The sequence below is a fragment of the Marinobacter sp. L-13 genome (assembly GCF_056857715.1).
In genome coordinates, this window is the sequence record NZ_JBSXNQ010000046.1 from 61,279 (window position 1) to 77,801 (window position 16,523).

Genomic DNA, 16,523 nt, shown 5'->3' on the forward strand with positions numbered 1-16,523 from the left:
GGTATGAAAGCTGCAACGCATTCCTTATCTGAGCAAAAGTTTCGATAGGAGCAGACTATGTTACTGGCCACCGATCTCGATGGTACTTTTCTCGCGGGTGATCCCGATAACCGCCTCAAGCTCTACCGACTGGTTGCCGCCCACCCCGAAATAGACCTGGTATTCGTGACCGGTCGCGGCCTGGAATCCGTGCTGCCGCTGCTGTCCGACCCCACCATTCCGCAGCCGGACTACATCATCTGTGACGTCGGCTGCACCGTGGTTCACGGCGAGACCCAGCAGGCCATCCAACCGCTGCAAGGCGAGATCGACGAGCTCTGGCCGGGCGAACAGATGATCGAAGACGCCCTGCTCCCCTTTGACGGCCTGCAGCGACAGGAAGTCCCCCAGGAACGCCGCGTGTCCTATTTCTGCGACGGCGATGTGGTCACTGACGAGATGGTCGCCCGCATCGAGGCGCTGTCCTGCAATGCGCTCTTCTCCAACCACAAGTACCTGGACATCCTGCCCCGGGGCGTGAACAAGGGGCGTACCCTGTCACGACTGGTGAAACACCTGAACGTCGACCCGGAATCCGTGCTGGTGGCCGGCGACACCCTGAATGACCTGTCGATGTACGAGCACGGCTTCAAAGGCGTGTGCGTGGGCGAATCTGAGCCCGACCTGCTGGACGCTACCATGCACAAGGCAAGGGTTCTTCACGCCGGGGCAGCCGGCTGCGGCGGTATCCTTGAGGCGTTCGAACACTTCGGGTATCTCGGCCATCTGGGCATTGAAGCGGAAGCGCCGGACTACATGAACCGGGGCAAATCCGACCTGGTAATCGTGTACCACCGCCTGCCCTACGAAGAAGTGGTGGAAAACGGCGAACTGATCCGCCGTCGCCCAAAATCCCCCAATGGCATCATCCCCACGCTGCTGAGCTTCTTTGCCGACGGCAAAGCCGGCTCCTGGGTGGCCTGGTCCATTGACGACCCGGACCTGGGCCCGTTCCAGACCCACACCGAAGTGGATACCGACCGCTACGAAAAACTGGTGGCCGCGCGGGTGCCCCTAAGCAAAGACGACGTCGAGATTTTCTACAAGCGGTTCTCCAAGGAAGCCTTCTGGCCAACCCTGCACACCTTCTGGGAGCGCGCCACCTTCCACGATGATCACTGGCAGGTGTTCCTCAAGGTCAACAAGCAGTTTGCGGAGCGCGCGGCCGAGGAAGCCGCCGAGAACGCGGTGGTGTGGATTCACGATTACAATCTATGGATGGTGCCGGCCTATCTGCGCGAGATTCGCCCGGACCTCACCATTGCCTTTTTCCATCACACCTATTTCCCCTCAGCAGACGTGTTCAACGTGCTGCCCTGGCGCCGTGAAATCGTTGGCAGCCTGTTGCAGTGCGATCACATCGGCTTCCACATTCCCAGGCAGGCGGAAAACTTTGTCGATGTGGCTCGCGGTGTCACGCCCCTGGAAGTCACTCAGAAAGCCGGCTGTGCGCCCCGGTTCCTGACCTACGGCTGTGCCGTGGGCCTTGATGAGATGAGCACCGAAATCAAGGTCAATGATCGCAAGATCGGCCTGGGCGCCCACCCGGTGGGGCTGGACCTGAACCGGGTGCGACATGCCCTGGCGGACCAGAGCGTGATTGACCGCATGGAAACCCTGCGTAACGAACTGATGGACGTTCGGCTGATTCTGTCGGTCGAGCGCCTCGACTTCACCAAAGGCATCATCGAAAAACTGGATGCCTACGAACGCATGCTCAACGAGCACCCGGAGCTGAAAACCAAAGTTACCCTGATGATGGTCTGCGTGCCGGCGGCCGCCGGGATGACCATCTACGAGGAACTGCTTTCGCAGATCGAGCAGACGGTCGGTCGCATCAACGGCCAGTTCGCACAGGTGGGCTGGACGCCCGTGCAATTCTTCTTCCGCGCCCTGCCGTTCGAGGAACTGGTGTCTTACTACACCATGGCGGACGTGATGTGGATTACACCGCTGCGAGACGGGCTGAACCTGGTGGCCAAGGAATACATTGCCACCCAGGGCCTGACCCAGGGCAGTGGCAGGCTGGTGCTCTCGGAATTCGCCGGCGCCGCCGCCGAACTGCGCGGTGCCATCCTGGCCAATCCCCATCACCCCCAGGACCTTGCCGACACCTGCTACTACGCCCTGGCCATGAGCCGCAGCGAAGCACAGAATCGGCTCAGCGAGGCCTTTGAAGTGGTCAGCCGTTACGACATCGATTACTGGGGGCGGGAATTCATCGACACCGCCGAACAGCGCCGCACCACCAAACTGGAAAAGATTCTGCCCATTGGTCATTGCGCCGCCTGAACGGAGGAAACCACACCATGTTGCTCAAAAATGCGGTGCAGCTGATCTGTTACCCGGACCGGATCGGCAACAATCTGAAAGACCTTTACACCGTGGTGGACACGCATCTGTCCGAGGCCATCGGCGGGCTGCACATCCTGCCGTTTTTTCCCTCCAACGCCGATGGCGGCTTCTCGCCGCTGACCCACAAGGAAGTGGACCCGAAGGTGGGCACCTGGGACGACATCGAAGCCTTTACGGCAAAGTACGATCTGTGCGTGGATCTGACGGTTAATCATATCTCGGACGAATCGCCGGAGTTCACCGACTTCATTGCCAACGGCTTCGACTCGGAATACGCCGATCTGTTTGTGCACGTGGACAAATTCGGCGAGATCTCACCGGACGACATGGCGAAGATTCACATCCGCAAGGAGAAAGAACCCTTCCGGGAAGTGACCTTGTCCGACGGCACCAAAACCCGAGTATGGTGTACCTTCACCGAGCAGCAGATCGACCTGAATTACGAATCCGACCTGGCCTATCAGCTGATGGAAAGCTACATCGGATTTCTGACATCAAAAGGGGTTAATCTGCTGCGGCTGGACGCCTTCGGATACACCACCAAACGGATCGGCACCAGCTGCTTTCTGGTGGAACCGGAGGTGTATCAGATCCTCGACTGGGTCAACCAGGTTGCCTTGAAACACGGGGCGGAATGCCTGCCGGAAGTACACGACCACACCAGCTACCAATACGCCATCAGCCGGCGCAACATGCACCCCTACGGCTTTGCCCTGCCGCCGCTGCTGCTGTATTCACTGCTGGACGCCAACAGTGTGTATCTGAAGAACTGGCTGCGCATGTGCCCGCGCAACATGGTCACCGTGCTGGATACCCATGACGGCATCTGCATTCCCGATGTGGAAGGCGTTTTGCCGGATGAGAAAATCAAAGTACTGATCGACAACATCGACGCCCGCAGCGCGGACCCCATCATGCGGCGCTCAGCGGCCAACATTCACAGCGTGGGTGCCATCTATCAGCTCACCTGCACCTTTTATGACGCGCTGATGCAAAACGACGACGCCTATATCGCCGCCCGGGCCATCCAGTTTTTCACCCCGGGCATCCCACAGGTTTACTACGTGGGGCTGCTGGCCGGCTGTAACGATCACGAACTGATGGAACAAAGTGGCGAGTTGCGAGACATCAATCGGCATTACTACAGCCTGGAAGAGGTGGAGCAGGACATCCAGAAACCGGTGGTGCAAAGACTGCTGAACCTGATGAAATTCCGCAGCAACTACCCGGCCTTTGATGGGCACTTCGAACTGAACTATTCCAACAACTCAAGCGTGGCCATGGCCTGGCGCCATGGCGACTATTACTGCCACCTGTTTGTAGACCTGAACTTCAAAACCGTGAAGGTCACTTATACCGATGTGGAAACGGGGGAAACCCGACACCTGGAGTGCTGACCGAGGCGCTGGATGCGCATCGGGCTCACCTGATCATACCCCTGGCCTGCCTTCGCATCAGCGCAACACAAAAACCAGCAGGATCAGGACCAGGGTTATATTCAGTCCCCAGATAACCAAAGAAAGCCGCCGCCGCTGAGTCAGCCGCTGGATTGGATTAGTCATAGCTGAACCGCTCCGAGAGAATCCGGTGAGCGGGTGTGCCCCGCTGGATAAGATGATCCTCAACAACATCCATCATGACCGCCGGGCCGCACATCACAAACACCCAGTCACGGAACTCCAGCTCTGAAAAGACGCGATCCATCAGCTCGCCATCAATGGAAATGGAGAAAGGGTGTTCCTTCATCGAGAAAGGGCTTTGCCCCACATTCAGCCAGGCGAATTGCCCGGCCCGGTAATCCAGACCACGGTGACCGTTGGGGGTCACGGTCACTTCCCATTGCTTTGGCGTCAACCGGACCACGGACGTCACGCGCCAGGGGCGAGCCTTCTGCAGCCAGGGAACCACCAGGTACACCATCAGCAGCGACCCAATCGCCACACCCGTCATGGCCAACTACACCCAGGTCATCACCGGCTGCGATCCGTAACGCCCGGCATACACGGTATGGTGCAACAGAAGTACCGCGATCAGCAGCGCGCCAATCCCGTGTAACAGGCGCCATGTCTCGTATCGGTAGCCCAGCTGGGTGCGCCCGATGGCCATGACAACAAGGCCGGTAAGCAGCAGCCAGGCAACAATGCCTGTCGCCAGATCGGAGAAATCAGTCGTGAGCGTCAACTGGCGCGTGGGGGCCCATGGGCGCTGCCCTCCTGTCGGCGTTCCCTGGTAAAGAAACGGGTGCAGCAGAGCAAAAGCGAGCGCCGTGCGAGCCATGACCTGGTGAAACCGCATGGTCACATCCATGCCCACGTCATTTGAAATGGCCCGGAAACGCCCGGACAGGATGAACTCCACGAGGATCATCGAGAAGGCAAGAATGCCAAAGCCGGAGGCCAGTTCCTGGTGGAACTGGCGTGGTGGACCTCCCACCCATGCGGACAGGAGCAACGGCAGGGTGACAGCGGCAAGGTAAGCAACGATCAGAAAAAGCGGTTTCATCTGGCTAGTTTGCTTCCCTTCCTTTGGTCATTCAATCTACCCAACTTCAAAGCCTGCCAGAAACCCTCACCCCGATGGGGTCACGTGGCATGGAGTGGAATGTCAATCTCAGTCGACGTAAGGCCCTTCCAGTATAGCCCTTGAACACGGAGATAGAGCCTGGTGCTTCAATCAGAGCGCATCTCTCGCATGCGCATTGGCATGCGGTCGATACGGCGGAAAATAGCGTCGAGATCGAGACTGGGCTCTCGGCTTTTCATACCGCCGTCCTTGCCGATCAACAGAACCCTCTCATCCGAACGGAACTGGTCAAGCAGAGCCTTGATCTCGCTCTCTAGACTGCTCGAAACCCCATCCTGATTTGAAACCAGGTCTGCGCCGGTGTTTACAAACCAGACGATATCACGGTCATCTACTTCGGCCCGGGCACTCCTGAGCGTGTCAATCTCGCCGGCATTCTCATCTGTGGCTTGCACCAGAATCAGTCGGTTTTTCCACTGATAGTCGCTCAGGCTGTTCATGCCGGCCCCTTGAGTAGTCAGTGTGATGAGTAAAAGCATCAACGTCAGAATGGTGCGATTTTTGTTGACGGCTAAGTTGAAGCTCATTTGCTTGCTCCCGTTATCGTTCTCCCTGTAGAGCTACGAGAGTTTGTGCTCAGTTGATCAGGCGAACTGCCTGAGTGGATCGTGAAACCAGTGGCGATTACCAGATAAGCGGCTGCAAAGACTTCGACAAATCAAAGCCCAACTGCTGGGCGACCAGTGCGCCGGGCCAGTGACAACACAGCTCGAACAGGTGCAGCGTGTTTTCCGCGATGCGCTGACCGCCCCGCTTTGCTGACCGCTTATCAAAATACCCAAATCGGGTATTTTTGTACCCAATTTGGGCTTCGAATGCTTCGACTGGATTTTATTGGCTCAATGAGGTGAGCAGCCCTGGATTCGATGCAAGAGTTTGACGATACGTTCTTCAATCGCCCGTTAGCCTGAGAACGGCCTCCTCGATCTCTTCTGCAATTTTGAGAACACTCTGAACCAAGGCAGGGCTCAGGTCGATCTCCCCTTCATATTCCGCCAGATTTCTCTTTTTATGGGCTTGATCAAGCACCCGCCATTTCGCCGCCGACAACCCCAGGGTGTGTTGTAAACATTGAAAGACGAGATAGCGATTGTCCGACCGATAACCGCAATGCCGTAAAGCGGCGAGTGACAGCGCATGTGCAGCGTTATACGAGAGATCAAAACGGCTTTCGATGCTAAGCGATTCAAAACGTGCATCGTTCAAACGAACGGTCCCAGAGCGTATCAATCCTTTGATTTCTTCTGCATCGGGAGGCTCCCGATGGAGCTTATTAATCTTGACCAGATTGTCGAGAGATTCCGAATTCATCCAAATTCCCTTTAAGTAGGATGTAAGGCCCATCCAGGACCCTGGTAAGGAAAGATTGCTTTTTCACAATACGGCTTCTGAAGTCGCTTCGAGTATACACCGTAGGATTAATTGTCCGAGCGAGCGAACGTTCTGCCGGATCAAGGGTCTCGAAAATATCTTCCAGACTCACAGTGTCGGATACTAGCAAGAGATCAACATCGCTTCCCGCGTGATCAACACCCTTCGCCACCGAGCCGTAAAGCAACGCGATATCAATCTCAGGGTACAGAGGTTGCAACGCAGCATCGATCTGAGATTCTGGGCCGAGCAATTTCGTCACCAGAGAGGCGAGCTCAAAGTAAATCGGGGATTCTCGATTTACTCTGTAGCGCTTTTGCCGGCCTCGATGATCTTGAAAAACGAGTCCGCAATCGACCAGCCGCGCTACCTCTCGTTGCACTGCACCAGACCCTGCGCCAACCGCATCAATTACCTCACGTAGAGCAAATTCGGCATCGGGCCTCAAGAAAAAAAGCTTTAAAACCTTTTGCCGGGTCGCGGGGAAAAGCGCTTCCGCCATTCCCATTTGCTTCGAAAGCTGTTGATTTCCCATACAAACCCCGAAATACCCAATTAAGGTACAATTATACCCAAAATGGGTCGGAAAGCACCTCTCTAAAACTGTGGCTGAAGAAACCACAGAAAACCTCTGCGACATTGGCGCCGAGGACTGCATCGTTGGCATCGCCGGGTTCATCTTCGGCTCGAAAGAGCCCGAAAGGAAAAGCCGATTCCATGGCCTCAAAAACCGTATCAATATCCTTTTCAAGCACCCGCTCGACGTGAATGTGGAACATACCTACTCCTCAAAAACGCCCTGTCTTGAACGCTACGCTTACGCCTTGTCAAAAGAATGGGGGATGTTTTTCAGAAGCTCGGCGTTTGTGGGGTACTTCTCAAGCAGCTCCACCAACTTTTTTGTGCCCTCTAGCGGTTTGAGACCGCCAAGCGCCCGGCGCAATGCTCTTATTTTGTCTAAATCTTTTGGATCCAACAGCAGCTCTTCACGGCGTGTACTGCTTTTCGAAATATCCAGCGCGGGAAAAATTCGCTGATTCGCAACGTCTCTCGATAACACCAGCTCCATGTTCCCCGTGCCCTTGAATTCCTCAAAGATAACCTGGTCCATGCGGCTGCCCGTATCCACCAGAACGGTTGCCAGAATGGTCAGCGAGCCGCCATTCTCAATGTTTCGTGCAGCGCCAAACAACCTCCGCGGGATCTCCATCGCTCGAGCATCCATCCCGCCAGACATAGTACGACCGCTGCTCTTTCGCTCCGCATTATGCACACGCGAAAGCCTCGTGAGAGAATCAATCACAATCATAACGTTGTGACCCTCGCCCGCTTGTTGGCGAGCGATATCAAGAAGTTCATCGGCAACGCGAACGTGATGAGCATAGCTTTCATCCGAAGAAGAAGCGTGTACCTCAGCCGGGACGCTACGCCTGAAATCAGTGACCTCCTCGGGTCGCTCATCTATCAATAACGCGTAGAGTTTAATCTCGGGATACGCCTTTCCCACCGCCTGGCAAATATGTTTTAAAACCGTCGATTTTCCAGACCCCGGCGGCGCAACGATCAAACCTCGCTGCCCCATGCCAATCGGCGTGATCAAATCCATCGCGCGCACCGTGAGCTGTTCGGAACCCAACTCCAGGCGAATCCCCGGCGCGGGATTGATAGCCACAGCATTTAAAAAACGTTTTTGTGGATCAGCCTCACTTTCAACCTCAACCTTAGCTTCGGTTTCCGTAGCCACTGGTTTAGGGTCTTTTTTTCGTGTTCCGGTTAAACCTAATGTCTTTCTCGTCATGATTGTTTGATAGCTCTTGTTTGATAAATATTTTTCGAAAAACACCGCCCAAGGCAAAACACCAGCGTGCACAAAATACGTCTGTCCCAATTTTCACTCATCCGAACGGTCACAAAGGAACGTGAAAACAGGCTGGCGAGTATGACCACGCTGCACCATTTCTGCTACCTCCGAAATACTGGATGCTATCCTGCAGTTTCATCAGCTCTATGAGGCACCCATGACGAAGCCAAAACGAATCTACCTCGCCGGCCCGGAAGTTTTCTTCCCCGCAGCTGAACATCAGGCCATCGTGGCCGAGAAAAAACGCCTGCTTCAGGAAAACGGACTGGAGGGCGTAGACCCGCTGGATACTGAACTGGCGCTGTCCGCCAACGAGGCGAAATTCAGGCGCGGGCATCGGATCTACCGGGCCAACCGGGAACTGATGGACAGCTGCCAGGCCATCATCGCCAACCTGACCCCCTTCCGCGGCATCAGCGCGGACCCGGGCACCGTCTTTGAGGTGGGTTACATGATCGGACAGGGTAAACCCGCCTTCGGGTTTACCCTCGAAAGCCGATATTACCGGGAACGAGCAGGCGCCACCGACCTGGACGAACTGGGCCATACCATTGAAGACTTTGAAATGAGCGACAACCTGATGATCGAGGGCGGAATCTACAGTTCCGGTGGCCAGCTCTTCGTGGCAGAGCAGCCCGGCGAACACCGGTACTTTTCGGCCGAGCTGTTCCGTCGTTGCGTGAGGGCGATAAAAAAATAAATCTGTCCCGGTTTCCCCCAAGCTAGCTCGTGGTGACGAAGTGCAGGCGTTGCTACAGTGAAACAAGACCACCGGTTTGCCGTATCCACTACCTAGCAGCGAAAGCCGGCAGCACAGGAAGGGAAGAATCCATGAGCAAAAAGATCGATCTCTACAGTAGCTCGTACAGCAATTACTCGCTGGAAACCTACAGCGAGGTCCGGCTGGAGACCTATGGCGAGGATTATGGGCAAACCAGCTGGGTCTCGACTGAAGAATCCCACGAGATACCTGAGTTACTTCAGCTGACATCAGATTCATCGGTCCTGGACATAGGGTGTGGATCTGGCGGCTACGCTGTCGGCCTGGCAAAGCGTATAGGCTGTCGGGTTTTAGGGTTCGAGCTAAATGCGTCAGGCGTGAAAACGGCGAATGCGTTGGCCGAAGATGAGAAGGTCAGCGACCTCGTGAAATTCGAACAACACGATGCGTCTGAAGAATTGCCCTATGAAGATAGTTCGTTCGACGCCATCTATTCCACGGATGTCCTGTGTCATGTCCCGCGTCGGCGAGACGTTCTCTCCAACACACAACGGTTGCTCAAACCTGATGGGAAATTCGTCTTTAGCGACGCTTTGGTGATTGGGGGACTGATTTCCTATGAAGAGCTTGAGAATCGATGCCCAGACGGTCTGTATTTTTTCAGCCCTCCCGGCATCAACGAGCAATTAATACAGGAATCCGGTCTCAAGCTGCTTGAAGCTCGCGATACCACCGCGAATTGTGCTCTGTTGTCCAAACGTTGGCACGATGCGCGCGAAAAACGGAAAGACGCACTCATCGCCTGTGAGGGTGAAGAGAACTTTCTGGGCGTGCAGCGATTTTTGGCCGGCGTTCACAGGTTAACGAGCGAGAGGCGTTTATTGCGCTTTCTGTACACTTGTTCGAAATAGAGAACGGATGACTGTCACGACCGGACAGCCCACTATCGCAGCGCTCACAGTGGTTTTTCGAGTAAGATGGATCTGTCTCCGTATCTACGGGTTGGCCATCTTTATTCGCGCATCTGCCCGATCTTCCTCATCCTGGCTCTGGGAAGAAATCAGAATCAGTTGCCGAATGAAGCTCGCAATTCTTGGATCATAAATATCGTTGTGATCCCGAATCAATTCGCCATCCACCCGTATATTCAAATAAGGATTTCGCCCGGCCGAGGAATCCGTGCGCTCGAGCACTGCGCCTTCAAACGGGATGCGGCTACCTGGCTTGTCTGCTTCCCAGCCCTTGCTGGCTGCAACGAACGTCTGAACTGCCGTGGATGCGCTGAAACCGCCCTGCTCGTCGTCCGCACGGGTCTCCTCCGCACGAAGGTAATGGGTCAGATAGGGATCGAAGTGGCCCAATGCCGTCACATTCGCAGAGCCCTGATCGATAACTTCGTTCTCCCCGGCAACGGGATTGAGACGCTGGGCGTCCCGCTCGGTCTCAAACAGCGTAGAAAACCAGCGGCCGAGGGGGAATGCCAGGCCAGTGGCGTCGTCATCCTCAGAGGTGAGTACCGCCAATACTGGCAATTGGCTCTCAAAGTACCGCCGCCGCTCATTTGCCATATCACTAAGCGTTGCATAGCGCGCAGCCTCGAAAGCCGGGTTAATCAGGACAACCAGATCCGCGAAGCCGACAGTATCGCTCACCACCGCGTCCGGGCCATGAGTCTGTACAAATCCGTTCTCTAAAATCTCGCTCATCGCAGAAAAGACCAGCGCTCCGCCAAAACTGTGCCCTACCACGACAAAACGGGTTCGGTGGGGTTTACCATCGGCAAGCGCCTGGGCCCGCTTTGTTTTCTGCACAAGCTCAAGGCGACTGAGTAATTCAGTAGCGCCTCCGCGCCCTACTTTATGGGCGGTATTCTTGCGTTCCCAGAATGTCAGCTCCTTTAATCCAGGCAAACTCACGGAACCACCGCGCCAGCCCAGATAGATGCCCACCACCTCCCTTGACGGCACACCGGTCTTCGTGCTCATAGCTGACTCCAGCGCACTCAATCGACGTAGAGACTCTCGAAAGCTGGATATATTACTGTCTCCAGCCTGGGCACTGTGCTTCCAGCCATGCACGAACACCACCATCAAGAGATCCTGATTGGCGGCCAAGGTATTAACCTGGCCGATCACCTCCCTCAATTGCTCGCGATCCCAGAGCTGCCCCTGGTCGTCGAACTCGACAAAGCCCAAATGATACTTTTCATCAATGGCGTTGGGCGACTGAAATACCTGAAGCGAATGCTGAGCGCACTCGTCAAGAGGATTGGCGGAAATACACAAACCAGATTCGGTACGGTAACGCTGATGGGAAATACAGGCCGACAGTGAGAGAACTATTGCAATAATGAAAGCAAGACGGGTGCCGTTGAAGCGATCTTTCATGACAAATTCCTTTTCGATTTTCTTGGGCAGAACCTCCTGTTACAGCCACTACTCTGCACTTATTCGATTAGCTTCTCCTGCAAGCCGCCCCAAGGCCGCCTCCAGATAACGCAAGCATAGCTCAGGAGGCCGCGAAAGCCAGCATCCAGCAAGCCATGGCGCGGGGGATGTTTTTGCTGTCCGACGACAATCAAACAATATGGGTGTATATTTTTTATACAACGTTAGGTCGAGATATTTCCGGAGTTATCGATCTGTGCCGCTATCAACAGGCTAAAAGGATGTGGCGAAATGAATAGACTCAAGGAAAAAATTTCATCCGGGATTAGGTCACTCAAAGACCAGATTGAAAACGGGTCTAACAAAAAAAGCAGTTTGCAAAGGCACGCCCCCCAGAACATAAATACGCCGTTTTATTTTTGCTTCTTTGTGATTTTCGGCTTATCCCTCTCTCCCGGACTGACTTGGGCTCAGCCCGATCTGATGATCGGGCTAGAAGCGCCAGATACCGCAAACGCCGGAGAAGACATCGGCACTTCTCTCACCTTGACTGCCATAAACCGCGGGGATCATGTGGCACAGGGGACCCGGTCATCCAACAACGGCTACATGATCGACATTTTCATAACCCGTAAAATCATGCCCACTGACTATGCCCGCTACGACGAACACTACTTCGATGGCGTCCTGCTCAAGGGTGGACGCGTCAGCAATACCGATACCTTGCCTCCACGGCAACGCGCGCGTTATCACACCTCGGCAATACTGCCAAAAGACATTCCACCGGGCCGGTACCAACTCTGCGCCCGCATAGACCCGGGAGACAAAGTCCAAGAGGCCATCGAAGACAACAACACTCATTGCCAGACACTAGCGGTTAACTTGTCCCTCATGCTCATTCAAGCCCTGCCGAAATTCGAGGTGCTACTGCCCGAGCATCGAAACCAGGAATTTCGCATCCTGGAGCGTGAAGAGGTCCATCTCGGCCCGCCTTCCGTCACCCCGGAGACCCCAGTCGGGACATCCGACGCTACACGAACCATTCTTGAAGACGGCTCAATCGTCTTGACATGGCAGGACGGGTCAAAGCGGCGCCTGAGACCGGACGGCCTGGTTGAATACGTTAGTCCGGATGGCACCATAATGTCTCCCATAGCTATCCAGGTTCAGGGCGCCGATCTGCCGGAGCTGCCCGAAGCATTGGATGACTGGGGCAGCGGCCTCGCAAACGATCTGCTGGCCATCCTCAGAAACATCCTGACCGACGCTGAGTTCGAGGCCTACCAGCAAACCGAGGCCGACAAAGGCTATTACGAGCGTATCAACTGGCGCCTGCGCAGCATCCAATTCCTGACAGCCCTGGAGGACAACATATAATGCGATTTTGGCATGCATTATTCGTAAGTGCCTTGTTGATGGGGCCGATGGCGATGTCCTGGAGCGAGGAACGTGAAAACAGCTCTGAACTGGCGGATACTTCACGGATCGATGCCATGAAGTCTGCCCTCGAAGCGGAGGACGATCAGAGCGGTCTCCAACCGCTACAGGCCCCGGTGATCATCTCTGGAAATTTGATGGACTCGGAAGGGCAAGCCGCTATGAAGTCCGCCCTCAAGGCCTATTACGACTACCGTACGGAAGGATACGGCCACCGACAACGCGTATTCGAGTGGCAATTGTTGTCGTCGCGGATCATCTTTGTCGTCGTCATTGTCCTGGTAGGAGCTGGCATCTATTTTTCGTGGCTGCAGTTTCGGGCGGACCTGAAAGCGACCGACAAGGAAGGAAATCGGGGCGTCTCCACGCTGGAAGCGTCGACCTCCGGCATCAAGGTCAGTTCACCAGTACTGGGTGTGATCATCCTGGTGATCTCTCTGCTGTTCTTCTACCTGTACCTGCAGTACGTCTATCCGATTGAGGAAATACTCTAAAACAGGGCGAGCGTAGCCCAGCAACCCACGAAAGCCAGCATCCAGCAATGTCGGCCATAGTTCGAATTATAACCTCCGCAAAGCATCCTCGAGGTCCAATTCACGAAACGTCTGGCGCAATGTCTCTCCGGCCAGTCGTGCTTCCCATTGCCTGCGCTGTTCCAGCACTGAATCGTCGGCAGGCAGGGAATCGAGAACCGACAATGCATAACTCCGGAGCAGTTCACTCCGGCACTCGATGACAAGATCGGACGACGCCGCAGTACCGGACCCGGAGTAGGCAAAGCAGTGCTGCACATTGCGCCTGGCGCTTTCCCGTTCAACCGGTGAGATCACTACCTCCCGCGCGTCGTTGTCGGGAACCAGTAAAACGTTCACGCCCCGCCCGGTAATGGCCTCGGCGGTCTGCTGCGCGCCTTGTGGAACGTGGACGTTCTTGTGGTTTGGCCAGATGTCGAACATGCCATAGTCGGCACACGGGGCCTCCCGCTGAAACGTAAAGAAATCCGGGTAGGCATAAAACTCTGGCCCGCGCTCGCGATAGCGGTCATAGAAGGCGGTAACGTAGGCCATGATGAGGGTCATTGCACCAATGCCCTCAAACCGACGAGGGACAACGATGCCAAGGCGATCCGTATCCTGAAACGACGAGAACAAGTCCGCGTGCGGAATGGCCTCGCCATGCTGGGTAATTTTGAAATCGCTGCCTCGCAGGCTGCTGCTATGCATGGTTATGTCGAACGCTCTTAGAAAATAAATCTGTCCCGGTCCCGGTTTCGTTACATCTCGCTCATCAGCCACTCCTTGAAGGCTTTCATCCCGACGGTCAGCGGACGTTGTTTGCGGTAGACCAGATAGAAGGCCCTATTCGTATCGAGCTGGATGTCGAACGGCACCACCAACTTACCCGATTTAATCTCACGGGACGTCAGGGTGCTATCAGCCAGGGCAACTCCCAGGCCCTCCTGGGCCGCCGCCGTGGCCAGTTGCCCACTGGACATCTGTAGGCTGCCCCGGGCGGATATAAAATCAACGCCCGACTGTTGCAGCCAGTTCTCCCACTCCCACTTACGTTTGCTGACATAGATCAGAGTGTGTTTAGCCAGGTCTTCAGGTTTTTCGAGCGGTAACTCACCGTCCAATAGCTGCGGGCTACACACCGGCACCAGCATTACTCTGCGCAGAAAATGCACTTCGATATCGTCCCATTCACCACTCCCGAAATAGACCGCCATGTCGGTACTTGTGCGATCGAAATCCAGCAGCCCCATAGACGCATTAATTTCCAGTTCAATATCGGGGTACAAGGCCTGGAATCGCGCCATGCGCGGCATCAGCCAGCGGGTGAGGAAGTTGGGGGCAACGCTGATCTTGACCACGTTGGATTCCTGGTTCTCAGTCAGGCGCTGGGTGGCCATCTCAATCTCATCGAACGCGTGCCTGACAGATGTCAGGTATTGCTCGCCTTCAGGGGTCAACGTCACCGTTCGCCTGCTTCGGTCAAATAGTGAAAGCCCCAAATATTCTTCAAGTGTCTTCACCTGATGACTAACCGCAGATGACGTCACGAAAAGTTCCTTGCCAGCGGCGGCAAAGCTGCGATGTCTTGCGGCTGACTCAAATACCCGGAGCGCATTCAGGGGTGGCAGGTGGCGCATAACTTCGCTCGACTGGTGAGATTAATTCATGAGTCTGATGAAAAAGGATCGCTTTTTCAACAGCCCCATACTCATTAATATGCTCCCTATCGAAATGACTCACTTATCAAACGAGGACACAGCATCATGAGTTACCAAACTCCGAAACTGAACGAAGACGGCTCTATCGACATCAATTACTACACCCAGCTTGCAAAGCAACAGCGTAGTGAGCACATCGCGCAGATGGCGGCGTCACTAAAAGCCAACATCAAATCCTTTTTCCACGTGAAGCTGCCAAAGCTGTCTACCAGCCATTGACCTGTGTTCCCTTCAGTGCTCAATGACCTTAAGTATGAATTGGCTGGTTTCGCCGGCGCTGGCGAACCAGCCTGCTTTTAGGCTTTTCCGACATACAGGTGGGAAATAGCGTCAAGATTGACGTAATAGCGACGTTCAAGAAGGGAGATCAGAAACGCCGTCGACCTCAGTCACCGTTTTAGCATCCGCGCGCTCAATGATTTTGAGGAGTGTGGACTGAATGGTTTCATCTTCCCTGGCATCACCGCCACTTGCGAACGTCTGCTTCTGGGGCTCCGCGCCCTCCTCCTCGGTATAAGAAATCACAACCTCGCTGGCTGAATCGGGCGTTTTGCCAGAGTTCGACTTACCAAAGTACTCCAGCGAAACCAACGGATAGCCGTGAAAGCCCTTCTTAACCTGCTTCGCAATACGCTTTTTTGCTTTATCCACATTCATAGTGAGGGCCTGTCGCCGCGGTTGTTATCTGAGTGCACATCCACACCCAGTCGATACCATTCGCCAATTCTATGTCCTTAACCCCATCCAAAATAGCTCTGCCGCGGTTTTCCATGGTTAATCAAGCACCTCAACCTTCCCCGCTTTGCATTCAAATCGATTGCCTGATATTGCCTTAACTTGTATTTTGCTCAAATGAACTTTCATTCCTTTCTGTAACGTTTTTCCATTTTTCATCAGTGACTTGATCATAGGTGGCTCAATACGCACTGTACTTGCACATTTTTCTTTCCATTCCGGATGTGATGGTGCGTCAATGATATGTCTACTCCTGCCAGCATTATGTCGATATATGCCTACAACATCACTACCTAACAACCACGAACCTGAAGGAAGATAATCTGGATCGGATTTCGATTGATAGGGTGTATGCGTAAATTGTTTGTTGTGTTCAGCATCACACTGCTCTCCATGCTTAACCGTTTGACCTGCCTCTTGTTGTTTAGCGGCCACAAGACAATAGCGCCAACAGAGTTTGTATCCATGCTCAGAACATTGGCCTGCCTTGTCCCGATAAGAAAGTGAGTCTGCAAACACTGTATTACCGTAAACAAGTAATACCACCAAAACGTAACTCGGAAATAACATGACATTCATAAACAACCCCTTTGCCTGATTGTTATGTTTTTTTTTCGTGGTCTGTAAAACATCTGTCCGCATTTGCATGCCTAACAGTGACTAGTGTTCCGTCTGGTTAATTCCTAAGCGGAAGTGCGCTATAATTCGAGCTATTATTTACGAGCTCGGAGACTCTGTTTTGGCCCGGAAACCAGCACCCTTTAATCTTACGGTAAACGATCAACTCGAGCTGGAAAGCTG

General features: G+C 54.4%; 20 protein-coding genes. 7 read left to right on the forward strand and 13 right to left on the reverse strand.

The genetic code is table 11. The annotated features are described in order from the left end of the window. Positions 1 to 57 precede the first annotated feature (57 nt). Together ggpS and gtfA are read left to right on the forward strand one after the other, a co-directional pair. Positions 58 to 2,331: a glucosylglycerol-phosphate synthase gene (gene ggpS, locus AC13DD_RS06485; protein WP_405416980.1), complete on the forward strand. Its 2,274-nt coding sequence runs from the start codon at positions 58 to 60 to the stop codon at positions 2,329 to 2,331. A 17-nt stretch (positions 2,332 to 2,348) separates the two neighbouring features. Further along, positions 2,349 to 3,791, forward strand: a complete 1,443-nt coding sequence (gtfA, locus tag AC13DD_RS06490; protein WP_008172506.1) for a sucrose phosphorylase — start codon at positions 2,349 to 2,351, stop codon at positions 3,789 to 3,791. Between the two features lie 157 nt (positions 3,792 to 3,948). Here gtfA and AC13DD_RS06495 read toward each other — a convergent pair whose 3' ends face one another. From AC13DD_RS06495 to rho, 8 genes are all read right to left on the reverse strand, one after another. Next, a complete protein-coding gene (locus tag AC13DD_RS06495; protein ID WP_008172508.1) occupies positions 3,949 to 4,344 on the reverse strand; it encodes a ferredoxin reductase domain-containing protein in 396 nt (131 codons plus the stop codon). Between the two features lie 6 nt (positions 4,345 to 4,350). Further along, positions 4,351 to 4,896 (reverse strand): ferric reductase-like transmembrane domain-containing protein, encoded by a 546-nt coding sequence (locus AC13DD_RS06500; protein WP_008172509.1) that lies wholly within the window; start codon positions 4,894 to 4,896, stop codon positions 4,351 to 4,353. A 167-nt stretch (positions 4,897 to 5,063) separates the two neighbouring features. Continuing rightward, the gene (locus tag AC13DD_RS06505) at positions 5,064 to 5,504 is read right to left on the reverse strand and encodes a DUF4174 domain-containing protein (RefSeq protein WP_273069023.1); all 441 of its coding nucleotides are present in this window, start codon (positions 5,502 to 5,504) and stop codon (positions 5,064 to 5,066) included. Positions 5,505 to 5,601: 97 nt separating this feature from the next. After that, positions 5,602 to 5,781: a DUF1294 domain-containing protein gene (locus AC13DD_RS06510; RefSeq protein ID WP_081467527.1), complete on the reverse strand. Its 180-nt coding sequence runs from the start codon at positions 5,779 to 5,781 to the stop codon at positions 5,602 to 5,604. 87 nt (positions 5,782 to 5,868) lie between these two features. Beyond that, positions 5,869 to 6,288 (reverse strand): hypothetical protein, encoded by a 420-nt coding sequence (locus tag AC13DD_RS06515; RefSeq protein WP_008172514.1) that lies wholly within the window; start codon positions 6,286 to 6,288, stop codon positions 5,869 to 5,871. Beyond that, complete coding sequence (locus AC13DD_RS06520) at positions 6,251 to 6,883, reverse strand: nucleotidyltransferase domain-containing protein (protein WP_273069025.1); 633 nt, start codon at positions 6,881 to 6,883, stop codon at positions 6,251 to 6,253. The genes AC13DD_RS06515 and AC13DD_RS06520 overlap by 38 nt, the downstream gene beginning before the upstream one ends. 31 nt (positions 6,884 to 6,914) lie before the next feature. Next, positions 6,915 to 7,127 carry a hypothetical protein gene (locus tag AC13DD_RS06525; protein WP_092034368.1) on the reverse strand — a complete coding sequence of 71 codons (213 nt, stop codon included), beginning with the start codon at positions 7,125 to 7,127 and terminating at the stop codon, positions 6,915 to 6,917. Positions 7,128 to 7,165: 38 nt separating this feature from the next. Further along, complete coding sequence (gene rho / locus AC13DD_RS06530) at positions 7,166 to 8,236, reverse strand: transcription termination factor Rho (protein ID WP_008172519.1); 1,071 nt, start codon at positions 8,234 to 8,236, stop codon at positions 7,166 to 7,168. A gap of 130 nt (positions 8,237 to 8,366) precedes the next feature. Here rho and AC13DD_RS06535 point away from each other — a divergent pair, with 130 nt between their 5' ends. After that, on the forward strand, positions 8,367 to 8,909 hold the full coding sequence (locus AC13DD_RS06535) for a nucleoside 2-deoxyribosyltransferase (protein WP_008172520.1): 543 nt from the start codon (positions 8,367 to 8,369) through the stop codon (positions 8,907 to 8,909). Between the two features lie 131 nt (positions 8,910 to 9,040). Beyond that, a complete protein-coding gene (locus AC13DD_RS06540) occupies positions 9,041 to 9,841 on the forward strand; it encodes a class I SAM-dependent methyltransferase (protein WP_273070589.1) in 801 nt (266 codons plus the stop codon). A gap of 84 nt (positions 9,842 to 9,925) precedes the next feature. Here the strand turns inward: AC13DD_RS06540 and AC13DD_RS06545 are convergent, their stop codons facing one another. Further along, the gene (locus AC13DD_RS06545) at positions 9,926 to 11,317 is read right to left on the reverse strand and encodes a hypothetical protein (RefSeq protein WP_092034365.1); all 1,392 of its coding nucleotides are present in this window, start codon (positions 11,315 to 11,317) and stop codon (positions 9,926 to 9,928) included. A gap of 291 nt (positions 11,318 to 11,608) precedes the next feature. On the opposite strand from AC13DD_RS06545, the gene AC13DD_RS06550 reads away from it, so the two are divergent. Together AC13DD_RS06550 and AC13DD_RS06555 are read left to right on the forward strand one after the other, a co-directional pair. Beyond that, positions 11,609 to 12,694: a hypothetical protein gene (locus AC13DD_RS06550; RefSeq protein ID WP_482931007.1), complete on the forward strand. Its 1,086-nt coding sequence runs from the start codon at positions 11,609 to 11,611 to the stop codon at positions 12,692 to 12,694. Beyond that, positions 12,694 to 13,248, forward strand: a complete 555-nt coding sequence (locus AC13DD_RS06555) for a hypothetical protein (protein WP_092034361.1) — start codon at positions 12,694 to 12,696, stop codon at positions 13,246 to 13,248. The genes AC13DD_RS06550 and AC13DD_RS06555 overlap by 1 nt, the downstream gene beginning before the upstream one ends. A gap of 66 nt (positions 13,249 to 13,314) precedes the next feature. On the opposite strand, the gene AC13DD_RS06560 is transcribed toward AC13DD_RS06555, so the two are convergent. Both AC13DD_RS06560 and gcvA read right to left on the reverse strand, forming a co-directional pair. Beyond that, the gene (locus tag AC13DD_RS06560; RefSeq protein WP_104270657.1) at positions 13,315 to 13,977 is read right to left on the reverse strand and encodes a hypothetical protein; all 663 of its coding nucleotides are present in this window, start codon (positions 13,975 to 13,977) and stop codon (positions 13,315 to 13,317) included. Between the two features lie 50 nt (positions 13,978 to 14,027). Next, positions 14,028 to 14,906 carry a transcriptional regulator GcvA gene (gcvA, locus tag AC13DD_RS06565; protein ID WP_288367380.1) on the reverse strand — a complete coding sequence of 293 codons (879 nt, stop codon included), beginning with the start codon at positions 14,904 to 14,906 and terminating at the stop codon, positions 14,028 to 14,030. 126 nt (positions 14,907 to 15,032) lie between these two features. Between gcvA and AC13DD_RS06570 the strand changes: the two genes are divergently transcribed. Then, on the forward strand, positions 15,033 to 15,206 hold the full coding sequence (locus AC13DD_RS06570) for an RSP_7527 family protein (protein WP_405416987.1): 174 nt from the start codon (positions 15,033 to 15,035) through the stop codon (positions 15,204 to 15,206). A gap of 135 nt (positions 15,207 to 15,341) precedes the next feature. On the opposite strand, the gene AC13DD_RS06575 is transcribed toward AC13DD_RS06570, so the two are convergent. Continuing rightward, the gene (locus AC13DD_RS06575) at positions 15,342 to 15,644 is read right to left on the reverse strand and encodes a hypothetical protein (protein ID WP_273070596.1); all 303 of its coding nucleotides are present in this window, start codon (positions 15,642 to 15,644) and stop codon (positions 15,342 to 15,344) included. A 117-nt stretch (positions 15,645 to 15,761) separates the two neighbouring features. Next, on the reverse strand, positions 15,762 to 16,301 hold the full coding sequence (locus AC13DD_RS06580; RefSeq protein WP_405416990.1) for a hypothetical protein: 540 nt from the start codon (positions 16,299 to 16,301) through the stop codon (positions 15,762 to 15,764). Positions 16,302 to 16,523 lie beyond the last annotated feature (222 nt).

Excerpts from the sequence above, each read along its gene's own strand:
- ggpS (WP_405416980.1), top strand. The coding sequence starts at position 58 with ATGTTACTGGCCACCGATCTCGATGGTACTTTTCTCGCGGGTGATCCC.
- gtfA (WP_008172506.1), top strand. The coding sequence starts at position 2,349 with ATGTTGCTCAAAAATGCGGTGCAGCTGATCTGTTACCCGGACCGGATC.
- AC13DD_RS06495 (WP_008172508.1), bottom strand. The coding sequence starts at position 4,344 with ATGACGGGTGTGGCGATTGGGTCGCTGCTGATGGTGTACCTGGTGGTT.
- AC13DD_RS06500 (WP_008172509.1), bottom strand. The coding sequence starts at position 4,896 with ATGAAACCGCTTTTTCTGATCGTTGCTTACCTTGCCGCTGTCACCCTG.
- AC13DD_RS06505 (WP_273069023.1), bottom strand. The coding sequence starts at position 5,504 with ATGAGCTTCAACTTAGCCGTCAACAAAAATCGCACCATTCTGACGTTG.
- AC13DD_RS06515 (WP_008172514.1), bottom strand. The coding sequence starts at position 6,288 with ATGAATTCGGAATCTCTCGACAATCTGGTCAAGATTAATAAGCTCCAT.
- AC13DD_RS06520 (WP_273069025.1), bottom strand. The coding sequence starts at position 6,883 with ATGGGAAATCAACAGCTTTCGAAGCAAATGGGAATGGCGGAAGCGCTT.
- AC13DD_RS06525 (WP_092034368.1), bottom strand. The coding sequence starts at position 7,127 with ATGTTCCACATTCACGTCGAGCGGGTGCTTGAAAAGGATATTGATACG.
- AC13DD_RS06535 (WP_008172520.1), top strand. The coding sequence starts at position 8,367 with ATGACGAAGCCAAAACGAATCTACCTCGCCGGCCCGGAAGTTTTCTTC.
- AC13DD_RS06540 (WP_273070589.1), top strand. The coding sequence starts at position 9,041 with ATGAGCAAAAAGATCGATCTCTACAGTAGCTCGTACAGCAATTACTCG.
- AC13DD_RS06545 (WP_092034365.1), bottom strand. The coding sequence starts at position 11,317 with ATGAAAGATCGCTTCAACGGCACCCGTCTTGCTTTCATTATTGCAATA.
- AC13DD_RS06550 (WP_482931007.1), top strand. The coding sequence starts at position 11,609 with ATGAATAGACTCAAGGAAAAAATTTCATCCGGGATTAGGTCACTCAAA.
- AC13DD_RS06555 (WP_092034361.1), top strand. The coding sequence starts at position 12,694 with ATGCGATTTTGGCATGCATTATTCGTAAGTGCCTTGTTGATGGGGCCG.
- AC13DD_RS06560 (WP_104270657.1), bottom strand. The coding sequence starts at position 13,977 with ATGCATAGCAGCAGCCTGCGAGGCAGCGATTTCAAAATTACCCAGCAT.
- gcvA (WP_288367380.1), bottom strand. The coding sequence starts at position 14,906 with ATGCGCCACCTGCCACCCCTGAATGCGCTCCGGGTATTTGAGTCAGCC.
- AC13DD_RS06570 (WP_405416987.1), top strand. The coding sequence starts at position 15,033 with ATGAGTTACCAAACTCCGAAACTGAACGAAGACGGCTCTATCGACATC.
- AC13DD_RS06575 (WP_273070596.1), bottom strand. The coding sequence starts at position 15,644 with ATGAATGTGGATAAAGCAAAAAAGCGTATTGCGAAGCAGGTTAAGAAG.
- AC13DD_RS06580 (WP_405416990.1), bottom strand. The coding sequence starts at position 16,301 with ATGAATGTCATGTTATTTCCGAGTTACGTTTTGGTGGTATTACTTGTT.